This is a genomic window from Streptomyces sp. NPDC046303 (genome assembly GCF_055588085.1).
Genome location: NZ_JBVJFA010000029.1, coordinates 49,990 through 70,766 on the forward strand (window position 1 = coordinate 49,990; position 20,777 = coordinate 70,766).

Genomic DNA, 20,777 nt, shown 5'->3' on the forward strand with positions numbered 1-20,777 from the left:
GTTCGTGCGGGCTTCGAGGGGTCCAGGACACGGTCGGACCATCAACGCCGTTCTGGAGGGACACCGATGACGACAGAGACGAAGCGGGTAGCCCTGGTCACCGGGGGTACCAGCGGGATCGGCCTGGCCGTGGTCCGCGATCTCGCCCGCCGCGGGCACCGCGTCTTCCTCTGCGCCCGCACCGAGCAGCAGGTCAAGCAGACGGTCGAGGACCTGCGGGCCGAGGGCCTGGAGGTCGAGGGCACCGCCGCCGACGTCCGCGACCCCGCGTCCGTCAAGGCCCTGGTCGCCGCCGCCGTCGAGGCCTTCGGGCCGATCTCCGTCCTCGTCAACAACGCCGGCCGCAGCGGCGGAGGTCCGACCGCCGAGCTCACCGATGAACTCTGGTACGACGTCATCGACACCAACCTCAACAGCGTCTTCCTGCTGACCCGCGAGGTCCTCAAGAACGGCGGCCTCGAGGGCGCCCCGTACGGCCGGATCATCAACATCGCCTCCACCGCGGGCAAGCAGGGCGTGGTGCTCGGCGCCCCCTACTCCGCCTCCAAGCACGGCGTCGTCGGCTTCACCAAGTCGCTCGGCAACGAGCTCGCCCCCACCGGCATCACCGTCAACGCGGTCTGCCCCGGATACGTCGAGACCCCGATGGCCCAGCGCGTGCGCACCGGCTACGCGGCCGCGTACGACACCTCCGAGGAGCAGATCAAGCAGAAGTTCACCGCGAAGATCCCGCTCGGCCGGTACTCCACGGCGGACGAGGTGGCCGGCCTGGTCGGCTACCTGACCACCGAAGCGGCCTCGTCCATCACCTCGCAGGCGCTCAACGTCTGCGGCGGCCTCGGCACCTTCTGATCCGGAAAGCAGGAACTCCCACGATGCCCGCTGAGCGTGTGCACCGCACGACGCACGAGGTGACCGTCAACGCCCCCGCCGGAGTGGTCTACGGTCTCATCGCCGACGCCGCCAAGTGGCCGCTGTACTTCCCGCCCAACGTCCACGTCGAGCAGCTGGACTCCGACGGCTCCCGCGAGCACCTGCGCATGTGGGCCACCGCCAATGGCCAGATCAAGTCCTGGACCTCGCGGCGCACCCTGGACGTGGCGCAGCGCCGCATCGAGTTCCGCCAGGAAGTGCCCGCCTCCCCGCTGGAGTCGATGGGCGGCACCTGGATCGCCGAACCGCGGGGCGCGGCCTCCTGCCGCCTGGTCCTGCTGCACGACTTCACGGTCGCCGGCGACGACGCCGACTCCGCAGCCTGGGTCGAGAGCGCCACCGACACCAACAGCCGCGCCGAGCTCGGCAACATCAAGCAGCTCGCCGAGGGCTGGGAGCGCCTCGACGACCTGGTGATGTCCTTCGAGGACTCCGTACGGGTGGACGGCCCGGCCGACGACGTCTACGCGTTCCTGCACCGCGTCCAGGACTGGCCCGCGCTGGTCCCGCACGTATCGCGCCTGGACCTGACCGAACCCGAGCCGGGCGTGCAGGTGATGTCCATGGACACCCTGACCGCCGACGGCAGCTCCCACACCACCGAGTCGGTGCGGATCTGCTTCCCGCACGCCCGGCGCATCGTCTACAAGCAGACGGCGACGCCCCTGCTGATGTCGGCCCACACCGGCGAGTGGTCGCTCGTCGAGGACGCGACCGGCGTGACCGTCACCTCACAGCACAGCGTCGTGCTGCGCGAGGAGAACATCGCCCGGGTCCTCGGCCCCGAGGCCGGCATCGCCGAATGCCGCCGCTACGTCCGCGAGGCGCTCGGCCGCAACAGCACGGCGACCCTGAACCTCGCCAAGTCCTACGCAGAGTCCCGTATCGCGACCCGCGCCGCCTAGTGCTGTGGCCGGATCCCCGTGACCGCGTCCACCGCTGCTCCGGCTCTGCTCGAGCAGTCCTGACCAGGCTGGTCCCGACGGAATCCTCGGACAGATACCAGGGCGGCACGCGGGCGCTCCTCAGACATGTGCAGCCCCGGTCCCCCAGGCCGGGGTTGCTTTGCGTGCACCTTCGGCGCCCGCTGTTTTGGCCTGGACGGCCGCGCGTCGGCCGTTCGCCCGGTTTTCCGACACACCCAAGGAGAGGTATGACCCCCAACACGATCACCGCCGAGGAGAGGCACGAAGCGGCGGGTCCGCCGACCGGTCAGCTCCCCTTCCACCTCGACCTGGTCAGCGGGACCAACGGTGCCTCCCTCGACGCCGGACTCGCCGCCCTCAAGGCCGCGGCCGCCCAGGCCGCCGCCGCCCCGGTGACCCGGCGCACCGTCGGTTCCGGCGCCGCCTCCGGCACGCACCGCGGCGCCGTCCTGACCGGCCCCGAGGGTCCGGCCGAGCTGGGCGCCAAGGAGACCGGCGCCACCGCCGCGCCGCTGGCGTTCCTCTTCCCGGGCCTGGGCGACCACTACCTCGGCATGGGCCGCGACCTGTACCGGGACTTCCCCGTCTTCCGCGCCGAGGTCGACCGCTGCGCCGAACTGCTCGCCCCCGACCTCGGCCTGGACATCCGCGAGGTGATCTTCCCGGCCGCCGCCGGGCAGGCCGCCGCGGAGCCGGCCGGCGACGCCGCCAAGGCGCCCGCCATGGACCTGCGCCGCATGCTCGGCCGCGACAGCGGACCGGTCAGCGCCGAGGAGCGCAGGCTGAACGCCACGAAGCTGGCCCAGCCGGCGCTCTTCGTCATCGAGTACGCCCTCGCGGGCCTGTGGCGCAGCTGGGGCGCCCGCCCGGCCGTCCTGACCGGCTACAGCCTGGGCGAGTACGTCGCCGCGACGCTGGCCGGGGTGCTCTCCCTCAAGGACGCGCTGACCCTGGTCGCACGCCGCGCCGCGCTCATCGACGCGCTGCCGCAGGGCGCCATGCTCGCCGTGATGCTGCCGGAGCAGGACGTCGTGGCCCTGCTCGGACCGAACCTCTCGCTGTCCGCCGTCAACGGTGACGCGTTCTGCGTGGTCGCCGGCCCCGAGGAGGACATCGCGGCGCTGGAGGCCTCCCTGCGCACGCGCGAGGTCATCAACCGCCGGGTCGCCACCACGCACGCCTTCCACTCCACGATGATGGAGCCGATCGCGGACGAGCTGACCGCGCTCGCGCGGACCCTGACGCTGAACGCGCCGAGCATCCCGTACGTCTCGAACGTCACCGGCCGGCTCATCACCGACGAGCAGGCCACCGACCCCCGCTACTGGGCCCGCCACCTCGTCAGCCCGGTCCGCTTCGCCGACGGCCTGCGGGCCATCGGCGAGGAGCACGTCCTGCTCGAGGCCGGCCCCGGCCAGACCCTCGCCAGCCTCGCCACCGAGGTCCGCGGCGTCGGCAACGGCTCCGTCATCGCCTCGATGCGCCACCCGCTGGAGCGCCGCTCCGACACCGCGGTCGCCCTCAAGGCGCTGGGCCGGCTGTGGCTGGCCGGCGGCGCCGTGGACTGGACGGTCCACCCCGCCCAGGACCTCGCGACGGACGGCGCCACCGCCCCGGCCCCGGCTCCGGCCACCGCCGCCGAGGGCGAGCCGGGCGCCACCGAGCAGGAGCTGCACGCCCTGTGGGCCCGGCTGCTGAAGACCGAGGAGCAGCTCCCGCGGGACGTCTCCTTCTTCGAGCTCGGCGGCAACTCGCTGCTGGCCACCCGTCTGATCCTGCGCATCACCCGCGCCTTCTCCGTCGAGCCGACGCTGCGCCAGATCTACGAGTGGGCGACCCTCGCACGGACCGCGACCGCCATCGACGCGCTGCGCGCCGGCCGGGACCCGCAGGAGGCACTGGCCGGTGACGGCTCCGGCTCCTCGCACACCGGAAGCTCCCTCGCCCGCTTCCGGCTGCCCAACGGCCTGATGATCTCCCACCAGAACGAGGCGGAGACCCTCCACTTCTACGAGGACATCTTCGACCACCGCGTCTACGCCAAGAACGGGATCACCCTCCCCGACGGCGCCACCGTGGTCGACGTCGGCGGCAACATCGGCCTGTTCACGCTCTTCGCGCACTACGAGGCCAAGGACGTGACGGTCTACACCTTCGAGCCGGCCCCGCCGCTGTTCGAGCTGCTCAGCCGCAACGTCGCCGAGCACGGCGCCGACGCCCGGCTGTTCAACATCGGCATCTCAGACACCGAGTCCGAGGCGCAGTTCACGTTCTACCCGCGCAGCTCCGGCATGTCCTCCTTCCACCCCGACGAGGCGGAGGAGAAGCACAACCTGCGCACCATCATCGCCAACCAGCGCGAGGCCGGCGGGGACGAGGCGGCCGACCAGCTCGCCGAGTACACCGAAGAGCTCATGGACGTGCGCTTCGAGGCCATCGAGTTCACCGCGAAGCTGCGCCCGCTGAGCGCGGTCATCCGCGAGCAGAACATCGAGCGCATCGACCTCATCAAGATCGACGTGCAGAAGAGCGAGCGCCAGGTCATCGACGGCATCGCCGACGAGGACTGGCCCAAGATCCAGCAGATGGTGCTGGAGGCGCACGACGCGGACGGCGAGGTCGCCCGGCTCGTCGCGCTCCTGGAGAGCCGCGGCTTCACCGCGCACGCCGAGCAGGACGAGCTGTACGCCGGCACGGACATCCACAACATCTACGCCGTACGCGGCGCACGCTAACGGAGTCGACCACCAATGGAATTCACGACAGCAGGAGTCGTCGGAGCCGGCGTCATGGGCGTCGGCGTCGCGCAGAACCTCGCCCAGACCGGCCACCGCGTCGTCCTGGTCGACGTCTCCGAGGAGATCCTCGAGAACGCGCGCAAGGAGCTGCGCAGCAGCCTGCGGACCTTCGCGATGTTCAACCGCAAGGCCGGGGTGGACCCCGCCGAGGTCTTCGAGAAGATCGAGTTCACGACCGACTACGAGCTGCTCGCCAAGGCGGACTTCGTCGTCGAGAACGTGACCGAGGAATGGGCGGTCAAGGAGAAGGTCTACAAGGAGCTCGACCGGATCTGCCGGCCCGAGGTCGTCTTCGCCGTCAACACCTCGGCCATCTCCATCACCCGGGTCGGCTCCGTCACCAGCCGCCCCGAGCGCGTCGTCGGCATGCACTTCATGAACCCGGTGCCGCTCAAGCCCATGGTCGAGGTCATCCGCGGCCACCACACCACCCCCGAGACGATCGACACCGCCCGCCGCTTCCTCGCGGAGCTCGGCAAGGAGTGCATCGTCGTCGAGGACGTCCCGGGCTTCGTCTCCAACCGCGTCCTGATGCTCACCATCAACGAGGCCGTCTTCCTCGTGCAGGACGGCGTCGCCCCCGCGGCCGACGTCGACCGCATCTTCAAGACCTGCTTCGACCACAAGATGGGCCCGCTGGAGACGGCCGACCTCATCGGTCTCGACACCATCCTGAAGTCCGTCGAGGTGCTCTACGAGAGCTTCAACGACAGCAAGTACCGGCCGGCGCCGCTGCTCAAGAAGATGGTCGCCGCCGGCCTGCTGGGCCGCAAGAGCGGCCAGGGATTCCACACGTACCGCTGACACCGCCGGACGGCCGGCCGGGCGCGCGTGCGTGCGTGCGTACCGGCCGCCCCCGCCCCTCCCCGCACCGAAGACGACAGGACGGAACGAGATGAGCACGGACAACAAGGCCAGGATCGCGGAGTACCTCTCCCGCTTCATCCCGGTGCAGGACCTCAAGGACGACCAGGACATCTTCGAGCTCAGCTTCGTCAGCTCGATGTTCGCGATGCAGCTCGTCTCCTTCGTGGAGCACGAGTTCGGCATCACCGTCGAGAACGAGGACCTGGAGCTGGAGTACTTCCGCTCCATCAGCGCCCTCGACGCGTTCGTCAGCCGCAAGCTGGCCGCGTCGGTCCCCCAGTAGGCCGAGCGGAGCCGACCCCAGATGACGACGATGCCCACCGCGGAGCATGCGCAGGCCCAGAAGGAGTTCCGGGCCTTCGCCGACAGCCGCGTCGCCCCGTACGCCGATGCCTGGCACCGGGCCCAGCGCACCCCGCCCGAGGCCGTCCGGCTGCTCGCCGACGAGGGCCTGCTCGGGCTGCACGTCGCGGCCGAGTACGGCGGCGGCGGCCGCGACGCGGTGACGCTCGGCCTGCTCGCCGCCGAGCTCGGCCGCGCCTGCTCCTCGCTGCGCAGTCTGCTGACCGTGCACACGATGGTGGCGCACACCGTCGCCCGCTGGGGCACCCGCGCCCAGAAGGACACCTGGCTGCCCCGGCTCGCCCGCGGGGAGCGCATCGCCGCGCTCGCCGTGTCCGAGCCGGGCACCGGCAGCGACGCCTCCGCCGTCACCACGCGGGTCACCCGCGACGGCGGGGACTGGATCCTCGACGGCCACAAGAAGTGGATCACGTACGGGGAGACCGCCGACCTGTTCCTCGTCGTCGGGCGCGGCGAGCAGGGCCCCACCGCCCTGCTCGTCGAACGCGACACCCCCGGCCTGCGCACCGAGCTGATCGAGGACATGATCGGCATCCGCGCCTCGATGACCGCGAACGTGTACTTCGACAACTGCCGCGTCCCCGGCGAGAACCTGCTGGCCCGGCCGGGCCTGGGCGTCTCCCACGTGACCGGCGCGGCCCTGGACCTCGGCCGGTACACGGTGGGCTGGGGCTGCGTCGGCATCCTCGACGCCTGCCTGGACGCCGCCACCGACTACGCGGCCGAGCGCGTCCAGTTCGGCGTACCCATCCGGGAGCACCAGCTGGTCCGCCGCATGATCAGCGACATGTACACCTCCTCCCGGGCGGCCCGGCTGCTGTGCCTGGAGGCGGGCCGGCTGCGCGACGCCCGCGACCCGGGGGCGCTGGCCGCGACCTCCACCGCCAAGTACTTCGCCTCCACCGCCGCCGCCCGCGCCGCCACCGACGCCGTGCAGATCCACGGCGCCAACGGCTGCGGCCCCGACTACCCCGTACAGCGCCTGCTCGGTGACACCAAGGTCATGGAGGTCATCGAGGGCAGCTCCCAGCTCCACCAGGCCGGCCTCGCCGAGTACGCCTTCCAGGAGCGGGCCCCGTTCCGCCGCACCCCCGCCGCCGCAGCCCGTGGAAGTGAGTGACCGATGACGACGACCACCGAGACGACCCCCAAGACCACCACCGTCAAGTGCGTGGTGTGGGACCTCGACAACACCGTCTGGGACGGCGTCCTGCTGGAGGACGCCGAGGTCACCCTGCGCCCCGAGGTGGTCCGCACCCTGCGGATCCTGGACGAGCGCGGCATCCTGCACTCCGTCGCCAGCCGCAACGACCACGCCGCGGCGATGGCCAAGCTGGAGGAGTTCGGCATCGCCGAGTACTTCCTCTACCCGCAGATCAACTGGGGCAACAAGTCGGAGTCCGTGCAGGCCGTCGCCAAGGCGATCAACATCGGCATCGACACCCTCGCCTTCGTCGACGACCAGCCCTTCGAACGCGACGAGGTCGCCTTCGCCCACCCCCAGGTGCGCTGCATCGACGCCCTCGACGCCGCGGGCATCCCGGACCTGCCCGAGATGCACCCCCGGTTCGTCACCGCCGACTCTCGCGAGCGCCGCCACCTCTACCGGGCCGACGCGCAGCGCAACGCCGCCGAGGAGTCCCACGAGGGCACCTCGGAGGAGTTCCTCGCCTCGCTCGGCATGCGCTTCACCATCAGCCCCGCCGAGGAGCGCGACCTGCAGCGCGCCGAGGAGCTGACGGTCCGTACGAACCAGCTCAACGCCACCGGCTACACCTACTCCTACGAGGAGCTGGACGCCTTCCGCCGCTCCCCGGACCACGACCTGCTGGTCGCCGGCCTGGAGGACAAGTACGGCACCTACGGCAAGATCGGCCTCTCGCTCGTGGAGCGCGGCCAGGACGTGTGGACCGTCAAGCTGCTGCTGATGTCCTGCCGCGTCATGTCCCGCGGCGTCGGATCCGTCCTGCTCGGCCACCTGATCCGCGAGGCCCACCGGGCCGGGGCCAGGCTGCGCGCCGAGTTCGTCCCCACCGACCGCAACCGGACCATGTACATCACCTACAAGTTCGCCGGCTTCCGCGAGATCGCGAAGAAGGGCGACATCTCGGTCCTGGAGAACGACTTCTCCCGCATCCCCGAGTTCCCCCCGTACATGGACGTCACGCTCGGGAACTGACCCGCGCGCCCCGTTCCCCCTCCCCCCTCCCCCTTCCCCCCTTCCCGCAGACCCCTCACGGCAGTGCCGCAGAACGAGACGGATGGCCAAGATGAGCGCCCAGGCGAACGAGGACCGGCTCCGGCGGGCCATGGCTGCGGTGATCCAGCTGCAGCAGCGCAACGCCGAGCTGGAGAACGAGCGGCACGAGCCGGTGGCGGTCGTCGCCATGGCCTGCCGGCTCCCGGGAGGCATCACCACGCCCGAGGAGTTCTGGGAGCTGCTGGCCACCGGCCGTGACGCCATCGGCCCGCTGCCCGCGCGCTGGGACGGACTCGACCTCTACGACCCGGACCCCACGGCGACGGGCAAGAGCTACGCGCGGGAGGGCGGATTCCTCGACGCACTGGAGGAGTTCGACGCCGAGTTCTTCGGCATCTCCCGGCGCGAGGCCGTCTCCATGGACCCGCAGCAGCGGCTCGTCCTGGAGGCCTCCTGGGAGGCGCTGGAGCGGGCCGGGCTGCGCCCCGACACGATGGCCGGCAGCCGCACCGGCGTCTACCTCGGCGCCATGCGCTCCGACTACGACACCGGCAACGCACCCCTGGAGGTCCTCGACGGCTACCAGGGCACCGGCATCTCCGGCAGCGTCGTCTCGGGCCGCATCAGCTACGCGCTCGGCCTGCAGGGCCCGGCCCTGACCATCGACACCGCCTGCTCCTCCTCGCTGGTCGCCATCCACTCGGCGGTGGCGGGGCTGCGCGGCGGCGACTGCGAACTGGCCCTGGCCGGCGGCGTCACCGTGATGAGCTCGCCCGCCATGTACGTCGAGTCCAGCCGGCTCGGCGCCATGGCCCCCGACGGGCGCTGCAAGAGCTTCTCCGCCCAGGCCGACGGCGCCATCTGGTCCGAGGGCGTCGGCATCCTGGTTCTGAAGAAGCTGTCGGCGGCCCGGCGCGACGGCGACCCCGTCCTCGCGGTGATCCGCGGCTCGGCCGTCAACCAGGACGGCCGCAGCCAGGGCCTGACCGCCCCCAACGGGCCCGCGCAGCAGCGGGTGATCCGCGACGCGCTCGACTCCGGCCGGCTGACCCCCGCCGACATCGACGCGATCGACGCCCACGGCACCGGCACGCCGCTCGGCGACCCCATCGAAGCGGGCGCCCTGGCCGAGGTCTTCGGCCCCGGCCGCGACGCGGCGCAGCCCGTGTGGCTCGGCTCCTCCAAGTCCAACCTCGGCCACACCCAGGCCGCCGCCGGTGTCGTCGGCGTGATGAAGATGATCCTCGCCCTCCGCTACGAGGCGCTGCCGCCCACGCTGCACGCCGCCGAGCCGAGCCCGCAGATCCCCTGGGAGGACAGCGGCCTGCGGCTCGTACAGGAACTGCGGCCGTGGCAGCGCGGCGAGCGCGTGCGCCGGGCCGGCGTCTCCTCGTTCGGCATCAGCGGCACCAACGCGCACATCATCGTCGAAGAGGCCCCCGCCGCCCCCGCCCCCGTCTCCGCCGCCGAGGCCGGGGCCGAGACCGGAGCCGCGGAGCCGGTTCCCGCAGGCCCCCGCCCGCTGCTGGTCTCCGGCTTCGACACGGCGGCGCTGCGCGCCCAGGCCGCCCGCTGGGCCGGCTGGCTCACCGAACACCCCGGAGCCCACTGGCCGGACGTGCTGCGCACCGCCGCCCTGCACCGCACCCCGCTGGAGGCCCGCGCCTCGGTCCTCGCGGCCGGACCCGCAGAGGCCGCGGAGGCGCTCACCGCCCTCGCCGAAGGCCTGCCGCACCCGGCCGTGACCTCCGCGACCGCGCGCGAGCGCGGCAAGGCGGTCTTCGTCTTCCCCGGCCAGGGCTCGCAGTGGCTCGGCATGGGCCGCGAACTGATGGAGCAGAGCCCGGTGTTCCGGGACGCCGTCCAGGAGTGCGACGAAGCCCTCGCCCCGTGGACGGGCTGGTCCGTCGCCGGCTTCCTGCGCGGCGAGGCCGGCCCCGAACTCACCCTGGAGCGCATCGACGTACTTCAGCCCGCCCTGTTCGCCGTGATGATCGGCCTGGTCGCCGTCTGGCGCTCGCTCGGCGTCGAGCCGGCCGCCGTGGTCGGCTCCAGCCAGGGCGAGGTCCCCGCCGCCGTGGTCAGCGGCGCCCTCTCCCTCGCCGACGGCGCCCGGCTGACCGCGCTGCGCTCCCAGGGCCAGCTGCGCGAGTGCAGCGGCCGGGGCGCGATGGCGCTGGTCGAACTGCCCGTCGCGCGCACCCGCGAGCTCATCGCGCCGTACGGGGCCGCCCTGTCGGTGGCCGTGGTCAACACCGCCGGCTCCACCGTGGTCTCCGGCGACGTGGACGCCGTCGAACGCCTCCTCGCCGAGCTCGAGGGCAGCGACGTCTTCTGCCGCCGCATCCAGTCCGACACCGCCGGGCACAGCGCGCACATCGATCCCATGCTGCCCTGGCTCGCCGAACAGCTGGCCGACCTGCGCCCCGGCGCCTCGTCCGTCCCGTTCTACTCGACGGTGACCGGCACCGTGGTCGAGGGAACGGGCCTGGACGGCGCCTACTGGTGCCGCAACGTGCGCGAGACCGTCCGCATGGACCTCGCCCTGGCGCAGCTCGTCGCCGACGGCCACGGAGTCTTCGTCGAGATATCCCCGCACCCCGTCCTCGGGATGCCCCTGACCAGCGCCACCGCCGACAGCGACGGCGCCGTCGTCGGCAGCCTGCGCCGTGACCAGGGCGGGTTCGACCAGCTGCTGCGCTCGCTGGGCGCCCTGCACACCCAGGGCTACGAGGCCGACTGGACCCGGGTCTACGCCCCGGCCGACGGCGGCGCGGCCCGGCTCGCGGACCTGCCGACGTACGCCTTCCAGCGCAAGGCCTACTGGACCGACGTCCCCGGCTACCGGCGCCTCGACGAGGCCGAGATCGCCGCCCTCGGCCGCCGCGCCCAGGACACCGTCGACGAGGACGCCACCGGCCCGGCCGCCCTGCGCGCCCGCCTCGCCGCCCTCGGCGAGAGCGAACGCCTCGAAGCCCTCACCGACCTGGTCCGGCGCGAAGCGGCCGCCGTCCTCGGCGCCACCGAGCCGGTCCCCGCCGACAAGCGGCTCCAGGAGCTCGGCCTCGACTCGATCATGGCGCTCCAGCTGCGCAACCGGCTGACCGAGCTGACCACCGCCACCCTGCCCGCGAACCTCGCCTTCCAGCACCCCACCGCGCACGAAATCGCCGGGTACCTGCTCGCGCACGCCCTGGGCGTACTGGAGAGCGCACCCACCACGGCCCTCGAACGCTCCGCGCGGCGTGACGAGCACCCCGCGACCGACGGCCAGCGCCGCCTCTGGTTCCTGGAGCAACTGCGCCCCGGCAGCGCCGAATACCACACCCCCCTCGTGCTGCGCACCGCCGACCGGCTCGACCCCGCCGCGCTGCGCTCCGCCCTGACCTGGGTGACGGCCCGCCACGAGGCGCTGCGCACCTCGCTGACCATGCGGGACGGCGCGCTGGTTCAGGTCGTCCGGGAGGCCGGGGAGCCGCAGTTCGCCCACGAGGACCTCAGCCACCTCGACGCGCGGGAGCTCGACGCCCGGATCCGCGAGGAGGAGCTGCGGCCGCTGCCGCTCGACGGCCCCGGCCTGCTGCGCTGCCTGCTCGCCGACACCCACGACGGCGGCCAGCTCATCGGCATCTTCCTGCACCACGCCGTCACCGACGGCTGGTCCCTGTCCGTCTTCACGCAGGAACTCTTCGCCGCCTACACCGCCTACGCCGAGGGCCGCACCCCCGACGCCCCCGAACCCGCCTTCCAGCTCGGCGACTTCGCCGCCTGGGAGCAGCGCGCCCTCGAGGACGGCCACTTCGCGCGGGGCCTGCGCGTGATCGGCGAGCGGCTCGCGGGCATGGGCCGCCTCGAACTGCCCGCGTCCGACGGCGACAGCGACGGCGGCACCACCGGCTTCACCCTCCCCGCCGCACTGCGCACCCGGGTGGAGGAGCTCGCCACCCGCACCGGGGTCACCCCGTACACCGTGTACGCGAGCGCCTTCGCGGTCCTGCTGGCCCGCACCACCGGCGCGTACGACTTCGGCCTCGGCACCGTCTGGGCCAACCGCCAGGTGCCCGGTACCGAGAACCTGCTCGGCTTCCTCGTCACCACCCTGCCGCTGCGCTGCGAACTGACCGGCGACCCCAGCTTCGAGGAGGTCCTGACCGCGACCGCGCCGCGCGTCCTGGAACTGATGGAACACCAGGACCTGCCGCTGACCGAACTGGTCAAGGCCGTCGGCGGCGAGCGCACCGGTGAGGACAACCCGCTGTTCAGCGCCGTCTTCAACTACCGGGCGAGCGATCTGCCCGCGCTCGGCGAGGGACGCTCGGCCTGGGTGCCGTCCGCGGACGCCGCCGTGGGCGGCGGCCCGCGCGGCGTCGCCAAGGCGGCCGTCGGACTCACCCTCGCCCCCGACGGCGAGGGGCTGCGCGGCGAACTGGAGTTCCTGCCCGGCATCCTCGGCGCCGAGGCGGCCGCGCGCCTCGCGGACAACTTCCGGACCCTGCTGGAATCGGCCGTCGCCCAGCCGGCGCTGCCCATCGGCGCCCTGGACCTGATCTCCGGCGCCGAGCTGGCCTGGCTGGAGGAGCGCGGCGGCCGGGTGTCCGGCGCGGCCACCGGCCCCACCGCCCTGGAGCGGATCCTCGACCAGGCCCGCCGCACCCCCGAAGCGGCCGCCCTCGTCGACGGCGGCCGCACCTGGACCTACCGGCAGGTGGTGGCACGGGCGGCGGAGATGGCCGGGCACCTGCGCTCCGCCGGAGCCGGCCCCGACACGCTCGTCGGCATCCACCTGCCGCGCTCCGCGGACCTGGTGGTCTCCGTCCTCGCGATCTGGCTCGCGGGTGGCGCGTACGTACCGCTGGACCCGGAGTACCCCAAGGCCCGCCTGGAGCACGTGATCCGCGACAGCGGCCTGTCGCTGGTGGTCTCCACCCGCGACGGCTCGGCCGAGGTCGCCTCCGAGGACGTCGCCGTCCTGCTGGCCGACGCGCTGGCCGAGACCCCGGACCAGGGCCGGTTCCCGGACGACCCGGACACCCTCCCGGGGCTGTCCGACCGCGCGTACGTCATCTACACCTCCGGCTCCACCGGCCTGCCCAAGGGCGTCCAGCTGGAGCACGCCCAGTTCGCCACCTTCTGCACGGCGATGGACGAGCGGGTCGGCGGCGGCCCCGGCGACACCTGGCTCGCCGTCACCAGCCTCTCCTTCGACATCTCCACCCTGGAACTGCTGTGGACCCTCACCCGCGGCTACCGGGTCGTCGTGGGACAGGGCGGACCGGCCGGCTGGTCCGACTACCTGCCGTACGCCCCCACCCATCTGCAGTGCACGCCCTCCCTGGCCCGCATGCTGCTGGCCGACGCCGACGGGCGCTCCCTCGTGCAGGGCCTCACCCGGATGCTGGTCGGCGGCGAGGCCCTGGACCGGGGCCTCGCCCGCAAGCTGGACCGGCTGTGCCCCGGCGGCCTGATGAACATGTACGGGCCGACGGAGACCACCGTCTGGTCGGCGGCCTGGGACGCGGTACCGGGCGAGGTCTCGCTCGGCCTGCCGCTGCACGGCAACCTGCTGTACGTGCTGGACACGGCCGGACGCCGGGTCCCGCGCGGCACCCGCGGCGAGCTGTTCATCGGCGGCCTCGCCGTCGCACGCGGCTACCTGAACCGGCCCGAGCTCGACGCCGAGCGCTTCCTCGCCGACCCGTTCGCCGGGGACGGCGCCCGCATGTACCGCACCGGGGACGTCGTGCGCTACCGGGCCGACGGCTCCCTGGAGTTCTGCGGCCGCGCCGACGCCCAGGTCAAGCTCCGCGGCCACCGCATCGAGCTGGGCGAGATCGAGGCCGTCGCCGCCGAGCACACCGGCGTGGCCGAGGCGGCCGCGGTGGTCCGCGAGGACGTGCCGGGCGACCCCCGGCTGTGCCTGTACCTCACCGCTGCCCCGGGCCGCACCGTCGCCGACGACGAGCTGCTCGCCGCGCTCGCCGCACGGCTGCCCGCCTACATGGTCCCGTCCCGGCTGGTCCACCTCCCCGAACTGCCGCACACCCCCAACAAGAAGGTCGACCGGAACGCCCTGCTGCGCCTGGACGCACCGGCGCCCGCCGGCGCGGCCGCACGCGCCGCGCAGGGCACCGACTCCGCGGGCGGCATCGAGTCCCTGGTGTCCGGCGCCTGGGCCGACGTCCTCGGCATCCCCGTCGTCGACCCCGACAAGGGGATCTTCGACCTCGGCGCCAACTCCATGAGCGCCCTGGAAGCCCACAAGCTCATCTGCGCGGGCCTGGGCCGGGAGTTCCCGCTCTCCACCCTCTTCCGCTACCCCACCGTCCGCCAGCTCACCGCCTACCTGCGCGACGGCTCGCACGCCACGCTCGCCCGCCAGGGCGCCGCGGCCCGCCGCGAACGCTCCGGCGAGGACGCCGTCGCCATCGTCGGCATGGCCTGCAAGCTGCCTGGAGCCCCCGACGTCGACACGTTCTGGCGCAACCTGCGGGACGGCGTCGAGTCGATCACCCACTTCAGCGACGAGGAACTGCGCGCGGCCGGCGCCACCGAGGAGGAACTCGCCAACCCGGCGTACGTGCGCTCCCGCGGCCTGATCGACGGCGCCGACCTCTTCGACGCGGCCTTCTTCGACTACTCGCCCGCCGAGGCCGAGGTCATGGACCCGCAGCACCGGCTGTTCCTGGAGGCCGCCTGGCAGGCCCTGGAACACGCCGGCATCGTGCCCGCCGCGTTCGACGGCAACGTGGCCGTCTTCGGCGGTACCGGCTTCGGCGGCTACCACCAGGACGCCTCGGGCGACCTGTCCTCCTTCTACCGCTCGATGATCGGCAACAAGAACGACTACCTGGCCACCCGCGTCGCCCACAAGCTGGACCTGCGCGGCCCCGCCCTCTCCGTCCAGACGGCCTGCTCGACCGGCCTGGTCGCCGCCCACCTGGCCCGCGAGAGCCTGCTGCGCGGAGAGTCCGACGTCGCCCTGGTCGGCGCCTCCTCGCTGACCATCCCCCTCAAGCGCGGCTTCGTCCACCAGCCGGGCCTGGTCGTCTCCCCGGACGGCAAGTGCCGGGCCTTCGACGAGAAGGGCGCGGGCACCGTCTTCGGCAGCGGCGTCGGCATGCTCGTCCTGCGCCGGCTGTCCGACGCCGTGGAGGCGGGCGACACCGTCTACGCCGTGCTGCGCGGCAGCGCCGTCAACAACGACGGCGCCGCCAAGGCCGGTTTCACCGCGCCGAGCGTCCAGGGCCAGGCGTACGTCATCGCCGAGGCCCAGGCCGCGGCCGGCGTCACCCCGGACAGCGTCGGCTTCATCGAGGCGCACGGCACGGCCACCTCGCTGGGCGACCCCATCGAGGTGCAGGCCCTCCAGCAGGTCTTCGGCTCCGCCGAACGCGCGGAGCCCTGCGCGATCGGCTCGGTGAAGACCAACATCGGGCACGCGGACGCCACCGCCGGCATCGCCGGGCTCATCAAGGCCGCGCTCGCCGTGCACCACGGGGAACTGGTGCCCAGCCTCAACTACGAGCACCCCAACCCCGAGATGGGCCTCGATCCGAACCTCTTCTACGTCAACACCGAGACCAAGCCCTGGGACGGGGACGGGCCGCGCCGCGCCGGCGTCTCCTCCTTCGGCATCGGCGGCACCAACGCCCACGTCGTCCTCGAACAGGCACCGGCACCGGCCCCGGCCGAGCCGCAGACGCCCGCGGCGGACGCGCCCGCCGCCACCGGGAAGACGGCGGCGCACGCGGCGGCCCCGTCCCTGCCCGTCGTCCTCTCCGCCCGCACCGGGGCCGCCCTGCGCGAGCAGGCCGGCCGCTGGGCCGACTGGCTCGAGGAGCACCGCACCGTCCCGCTCGCGGACGTCGCCCACACCGCGGCCCTGCGCCGCACCCACTTCGACCACCGGGCCCTGGTCACGGCCGCCACCACCGACGAGGCCGCCGCCGCGCTGCGCGCCCTCGCCGAGGACCGCTCGCACAGCGCCGTCGGCCGGGCCACCGCCCGCGGCCGCGGCCGCACCGTCTTCGTCTTCCCCGGCCAGGGCAGCCAGTGGGACGGCATGGGACGCGCCCTGCTCGACCAGTCGCCCGCCTTCGCCCGGACCGTCCGGGACTGCGACGCCCTGCTGGCCCCCCTGCTCGGCTGGTCGGTCACCGACGTCCTGGGCGGCGCCGGCGGCCCCGAACTCTCCGCCCGCCGCCTGGACGTCGTACAGCCCGTGATGTTCACCATGTACGTGGCCCTCGCCGCCGCCTGGCGCGAGCTGGGCATCGAGCCCGACGCCGTCACCGGACACAGCCAGGGCGAGGTCGCCGCCGCCGTCGTCGCCGGCGCGCTCACCCTGGAGGAGGGCGCCCGCATCATGGCCGTCCGCAGCCGCGCCCTCCAGGAGGTCGCGGGCGTCGGCGCCATGGCCGTCGTCGAACTCCCGCTGGAGCAGGTGAAGGAGCGGATCGCGCCGTACGGGGACGCCGTCTCCGTCGCCGCCGTCAACACCCCCACCTCCGTGGCCCTGTCCGGCGACGCCGACGCCCTCGAGGACCTGCTGTTCGCCCTCGACGACGAGGACGTCGTCTGCGGCAAGCTGGAGGCGCCCGTCGCCTCCCACAGCCACTGGATGGACGCGCTGCTCCCCGGCCTCGAGGCGGACCTCGCGGACCTCGCCCCGACCACCGGCCGGCTGCCGTTCTACTCCACCGTCACCGGCACCCTCCTCGACGGACGCGAGCTCGGCGCCGCCTACTGGTGCCGCAACCTGCGCGAACCCGTCCGCCTCGACCTCGCCCAGCAGCAGCTGATCGACGCCGGCCACGACGTGTTCATCGAGGTCAGCCCGCACCCCGTGCTCGCCATGCCGCTCACCGAGGGCAGCGAGCGGGCCCTGGTGGCCGGCACCCTGCGCCGCGGCCACGGCGAGCGCTCCGAACTCCTGCGCACCCTCGGCGAACTCCACATCCACGGCCACCGGGTGCCCTGGGAGCGGGTCCTGGGCACGTCAACGGCCAAGGTCGCCGAACTGCCCTCGTACGCCTTCCAGCGCCGCTCCTACTGGATCGACCCGCCCCGGCCCGAGGAAGCCCCCCGGGCCGCCGCCGACCAGGCCTTCTGGGAGGCCGTCCGCGAGGAGGGCCCGGCCCGGCTGGCCGAACTGCTCGACGCGCCCGAACGCCTCCGCGAGGGCATCGGGGAACTGCTCCCGCTGCTGTCCGCCTGGTGGCAGGGCCAGGAGTCCCGCGAGACCGTCGCCGGCTGGCTGTACGAAGACACCTGGGAGCTGTCCCCGGCGCCCGCGGTCCGGCCCGCCGCCCTGGCCCGGCCCTGGGCACTGGTGACCACCACCGCCGAAGCCGAGGCCGCCGACGCGATCGGGGACGCCCTGCGCGCCGCGGGAGCCACCCCGTACCGCATCGAGGCCGTCGCGGACCGGACGGCGCTCGCCGCCGCCCTGGCCGCACTGCCCGAGCCGCCCGCCGCAGTCCTCACCCTGGGCTCCCTCGACGACGCCCCCGACGGCTCCGGCTCCACGGCGGGGTTCGCCACCACCCTCACCCTGCTCCAGGCACTGGGCGACCTCGGACTGGACGCCCCGCTGTGGGCGCTGACCCGCGGCGCGGCCGACCCCGACGGCACCGGCACCCCCGCACCGCTGCAGGCCCTGGTCACCGGCCTCGGCCGGGTCGCCGCACTCGAGGACCCGCTGCGCTGGGGCGGCACCGTCGACCTGCCCGCGCAGCCCCACCCGGGCTGGGCCGACGCCCTGGTCGCCTGCCTCGCCGCGGGCGACCACGAGGACCAGGTGGCGCTGCGCGCCGACGGCCGCCACGTACGCCGCCTGCGGCGCACCGCCCCACGCCCGGCCGGGCCGCAGCACCCCACGACGTGGTCCACCCGCGGCACCGCACTGATCACCGGCGGCCAGGGCGCCCTCGGCCTGCACCTGGCCCGCCGGCTCGCCGACCGCGGAGCCGAACACATCGTGCTGGCCTCCCGGCGCGCCGCAGCCACCCCCGAAACGGAGCTGCTGCGCACCGAACTCGCCGACCGCGGCATCGAACTCACCCTGGAACAGGCCGACGTCAGCGACCGCGACCAGGTCGCCGCCCTGCTCGCCCGCACCGGCGACCCGCGGCGCCCCCTGCGCACCGTGGCGCACCTGGCGGGCCTGTCCCGGCCAGCTGCCCTCACCGGCCTCACCCCCGAGGCCGCCGCCGAGGAGAACGCGGCCAAGGTCCACGGCGCCTGGCACCTGCACGAGGCCCTCGCCGACCGCGAACTCGACGCGTTCGTGCTCTACGGCAGCGGCGCCAGCCTGTGGGGCGGCGCCGGACAGGCCGCGTACGGAGCCGCCAACACCGCGCTCGACGCCCTCGCCCGCCACCGCCGGGCACAAGGGCTCACCGCCACCGTGCTGCACTGGGGCGGCTGGGCCGGCGGCGGCATGGTCACCGCCGAGGCCGAGGCGGCCGCCCGCTCCCGCGGCCTGCGCACCATGGCACCCGAACTCGCCCTGGACGCCCTGGAGATCGCCCTCGGCTCCGGCCTGGCCGCGCTCGGCGTCGCCGACATCGACTGGGCGGCGTTCGCACCCGCCTACCGGGCGGCCCGCCCGCGCCCGCTGCTCGACACCCTGCCCGAGGCCCGGGAACCCGAGCCCGAGCAGGCGCCCGACGCCTCGGCCGGGCAGGAACTGCGCACGGCCCTGGCCGGACAGGGCCCCGAGGAACGGACGGCCACGCTGACGGCCCTGGTCAAGGGCGAGGTCGCCCCCGTACTCGGGCTGCCGGAGGCGGACATCGAAGCGGACCGGCCGCTCCAGCAGCTGGGCCTGGACTCGCTGATGGCGGTGAAGGTACGCAACGAACTGACCCGCCGGACCGGCCTCGCCGTCACCACCGAGGCGATCCTGCGCCACGCCACGTGCGAGGGCATCGCCGACCACCTCGGCGCCAAGCTCGCCCCCGAGGGCAGCGCACCCGCCGCCCCGGCGACAGCGGGCCACGGCCGGGAGGACAACCCCTGGCTGCGCGTCCTCAAGCCCGCCGAGAACCCGCGGGCCCGGATCGTCTGCGTCGCCGGCATGGGCGGCACCACCGGCGGCCACGTCCCGCTCGTACGCCACCTGCCCGACGACGTCGAACTCCTCGGCGTCCAGCTGCCGGGCCGCGAAGGCCGCGCCGACGAGGCACCCGTCACCGACATGATGGCCCTCGCCGACCAGGTCGTCGCCGCCCTCTCCGGCCGGCTCGCCCCGCCCGCGGGTGGCGCGGACGCGACCGCGGCGCCCGTCGTCCTGTACGGGCACAGCCAGGGCTCCTGGCTGGCCTGGGAGGTCGCGCACCGCCTCGCCCACCGGCCCGCCGTACCGCCCCTCGCGCTCGTCGCCGCCTGCTCGCTGCCGCCGCTCGCCCCGCTCACCCCGGGCCTGGACCGGCTCGGCGAGCTCACCGGCGACCTGGACGGCGCCGACCCGCGCGAACTCGCCGCCCTCCTGGAGGGGCTGCTGCCCGAGGAGGTCCTCGCCAGCGAGGAACTGCTCGCCGAGTACGTCCAGCGGCTGCGCACCGACACGGTCCTGGCCGAGAACCACCGGACGGTGCTGCGCGGCATCTCCCGCCCGGCCCTGGACGTACCGCTGTTCGCGGTGTCGGGCACCGCCGACCCGGTGCTGCCCGAGGGGTCCATGGAGGTGTGGCGCGAGCTCACCGGCGCCCTCTACGTACCCCGCGCCATCGAGGGATCCCACGCCGCGCCGATCACCAACCCCGAGGCCATGGCGGCCGAACTCATGAACGCGATCGCCACGATCGCCACCAGCCTGGAGGAGAACCATGCCTGAGACCGTGCGCCCGGACGGGGCGCGGATCCACTACGAGGTGCGCGGCACCGGCTTCCCCGTCCTGCTCATCGGCCCCGGCGAGGTCCCCGGGCAGTGCGACACCGAGCGGGCCGCCTTCGCCGAGACCGCCGACGCCCTCGCCGGACAGTTCCGGGTGATCACGGTCGAGCCGCGCCACCAGGGCGGCAGCACCGGCCCCGCCGAACCCTTCTGCTACGGACGCACCGCCGCCGACCTGCTGGCCGTCCTCGACGAACTCGGCATCGAGCGCGCCCACGTCGCCGCCTCCGGCGCCGGAACCGCCCAGGCCTGGCGCCTCGTCCAGGACGCCCCCGAGCGGATCGCGTCCGTCGTCGCCCACGCGCCCGTCGGACTCGCCGAGGGCAACACCCTCGGCGACTTCCTGGCGACCTTCGACGAGCCGATGCGCCTGGCCCGCGCCGAGGGCATCGACGGCGTCATCGAGGAGGCCGGCCGGGGCGGCGGCTTCGCGGCCCGGCCCGGCGCCGGCCCGTACGCCCGCGGGCTCGAGGGCTCACCCGAGTTCCGCGAGGAGATCCGCACCCTGCGCCGGGAGCGCTACATCGTGGGCGTCGTCCGGTTCCGCGACGGCGTCTGGCCGCAGGGCTCCGCCTACTTCTCCGTACCGGAGGAGTGGATGGCGCAGTTCCCCGCGCCGCTGCTGGTGCTGCCCGGCGACAGCACGCTGGCGCCCGCCGCCCTCGCCAAGCGGCTCGCCGCCGACGTGCCCGGCGCCCGCCTCCTCGACGGCGCCGCCGACACCGCCGACCGCCGGACGGAGACCCTCGCGTCGGTCGTCTCCTTCCTCCACGAGACCACCGCACGCTGAA

Annotated in this window: 9 protein-coding genes; all 9 read left to right on the top strand. The window is 73.9% G+C overall.

The window, feature by feature from the left end:
* Positions 1-66 precede the first annotated feature (66 nt).
* Positions 67-852: a 3-oxoacyl-ACP reductase FabG gene (gene fabG, locus ACZ6I1_RS26550; protein ID WP_469291215.1), complete on the top strand. Its 786-nt coding sequence runs from the start codon at positions 67-69 to the stop codon at positions 850-852.
* A 23-nt stretch (positions 853-875) separates the two neighbouring features.
* The gene (locus ACZ6I1_RS26555; RefSeq protein ID WP_469291217.1) at positions 876-1,838 is read left to right on the top strand and encodes an aromatase/cyclase; all 963 of its coding nucleotides are present in this window, start codon (positions 876-878) and stop codon (positions 1,836-1,838) included.
* Between the two features lie 248 nt (positions 1,839-2,086).
* The gene (locus ACZ6I1_RS26560; protein ID WP_469291219.1) at positions 2,087-4,594 is read left to right on the top strand and encodes an FkbM family methyltransferase; all 2,508 of its coding nucleotides are present in this window, start codon (positions 2,087-2,089) and stop codon (positions 4,592-4,594) included.
* 15 nt (positions 4,595-4,609) lie between these two features.
* Positions 4,610-5,461: a 3-hydroxyacyl-CoA dehydrogenase family protein gene (locus ACZ6I1_RS26565; RefSeq protein ID WP_469291221.1), complete on the top strand. Its 852-nt coding sequence runs from the start codon at positions 4,610-4,612 to the stop codon at positions 5,459-5,461.
* Between the two features lie 91 nt (positions 5,462-5,552).
* Complete coding sequence (locus ACZ6I1_RS26570; RefSeq protein ID WP_069924400.1) at positions 5,553-5,807, top strand: acyl carrier protein; 255 nt, start codon at positions 5,553-5,555, stop codon at positions 5,805-5,807.
* A gap of 21 nt (positions 5,808-5,828) precedes the next feature.
* Positions 5,829-7,007, top strand: a complete 1,179-nt coding sequence (locus ACZ6I1_RS26575; protein WP_469291223.1) for an acyl-CoA dehydrogenase family protein — start codon at positions 5,829-5,831, stop codon at positions 7,005-7,007.
* Positions 7,008-7,010: 3 nt separating this feature from the next.
* On the top strand, positions 7,011-8,066 hold the full coding sequence (locus ACZ6I1_RS26580) for an HAD-IIIC family phosphatase (protein WP_469291225.1): 1,056 nt from the start codon (positions 7,011-7,013) through the stop codon (positions 8,064-8,066).
* Between the two features lie 82 nt (positions 8,067-8,148).
* Positions 8,149-19,926, top strand: coding sequence for an amino acid adenylation domain-containing protein (locus ACZ6I1_RS26585; protein ID WP_469291228.1), 11,778 nt, complete (start codon positions 8,149-8,151; stop codon positions 19,924-19,926).
* The gene (locus ACZ6I1_RS26590) at positions 19,919-20,776 is read left to right on the top strand and encodes an alpha/beta fold hydrolase (RefSeq protein WP_469291229.1); all 858 of its coding nucleotides are present in this window, start codon (positions 19,919-19,921) and stop codon (positions 20,774-20,776) included. Before ACZ6I1_RS26585 ends, ACZ6I1_RS26590 begins: the two co-directional genes overlap by 8 nt.
* Position 20,777 lies beyond the last annotated feature (1 nt).

What these genes read in the sequence shown, in the direction of transcription:
- ACZ6I1_RS26560 (WP_469291219.1), top strand. Translation starts at nt 2,087, where the DNA reads ATGACCCCCAACACGATCACCGCCGAGGAGAGGCACGAAGCGGCGGGT.
- ACZ6I1_RS26565 (WP_469291221.1), top strand. Translation starts at nt 4,610, where the DNA reads ATGGAATTCACGACAGCAGGAGTCGTCGGAGCCGGCGTCATGGGCGTC.
- ACZ6I1_RS26590 (WP_469291229.1), top strand. Translation starts at nt 19,919, where the DNA reads ATGCCTGAGACCGTGCGCCCGGACGGGGCGCGGATCCACTACGAGGTG.
- ACZ6I1_RS26555 (WP_469291217.1), top strand. Translation starts at nt 876, where the DNA reads ATGCCCGCTGAGCGTGTGCACCGCACGACGCACGAGGTGACCGTCAAC.
- fabG (WP_469291215.1), top strand. Translation starts at nt 67, where the DNA reads ATGACGACAGAGACGAAGCGGGTAGCCCTGGTCACCGGGGGTACCAGC.
- ACZ6I1_RS26570 (WP_069924400.1), top strand. Translation starts at nt 5,553, where the DNA reads ATGAGCACGGACAACAAGGCCAGGATCGCGGAGTACCTCTCCCGCTTC.
- ACZ6I1_RS26585 (WP_469291228.1), top strand. Translation starts at nt 8,149, where the DNA reads ATGGCCAAGATGAGCGCCCAGGCGAACGAGGACCGGCTCCGGCGGGCC.
- ACZ6I1_RS26580 (WP_469291225.1), top strand. Translation starts at nt 7,011, where the DNA reads ATGACGACGACCACCGAGACGACCCCCAAGACCACCACCGTCAAGTGC.
- ACZ6I1_RS26575 (WP_469291223.1), top strand. Translation starts at nt 5,829, where the DNA reads ATGACGACGATGCCCACCGCGGAGCATGCGCAGGCCCAGAAGGAGTTC.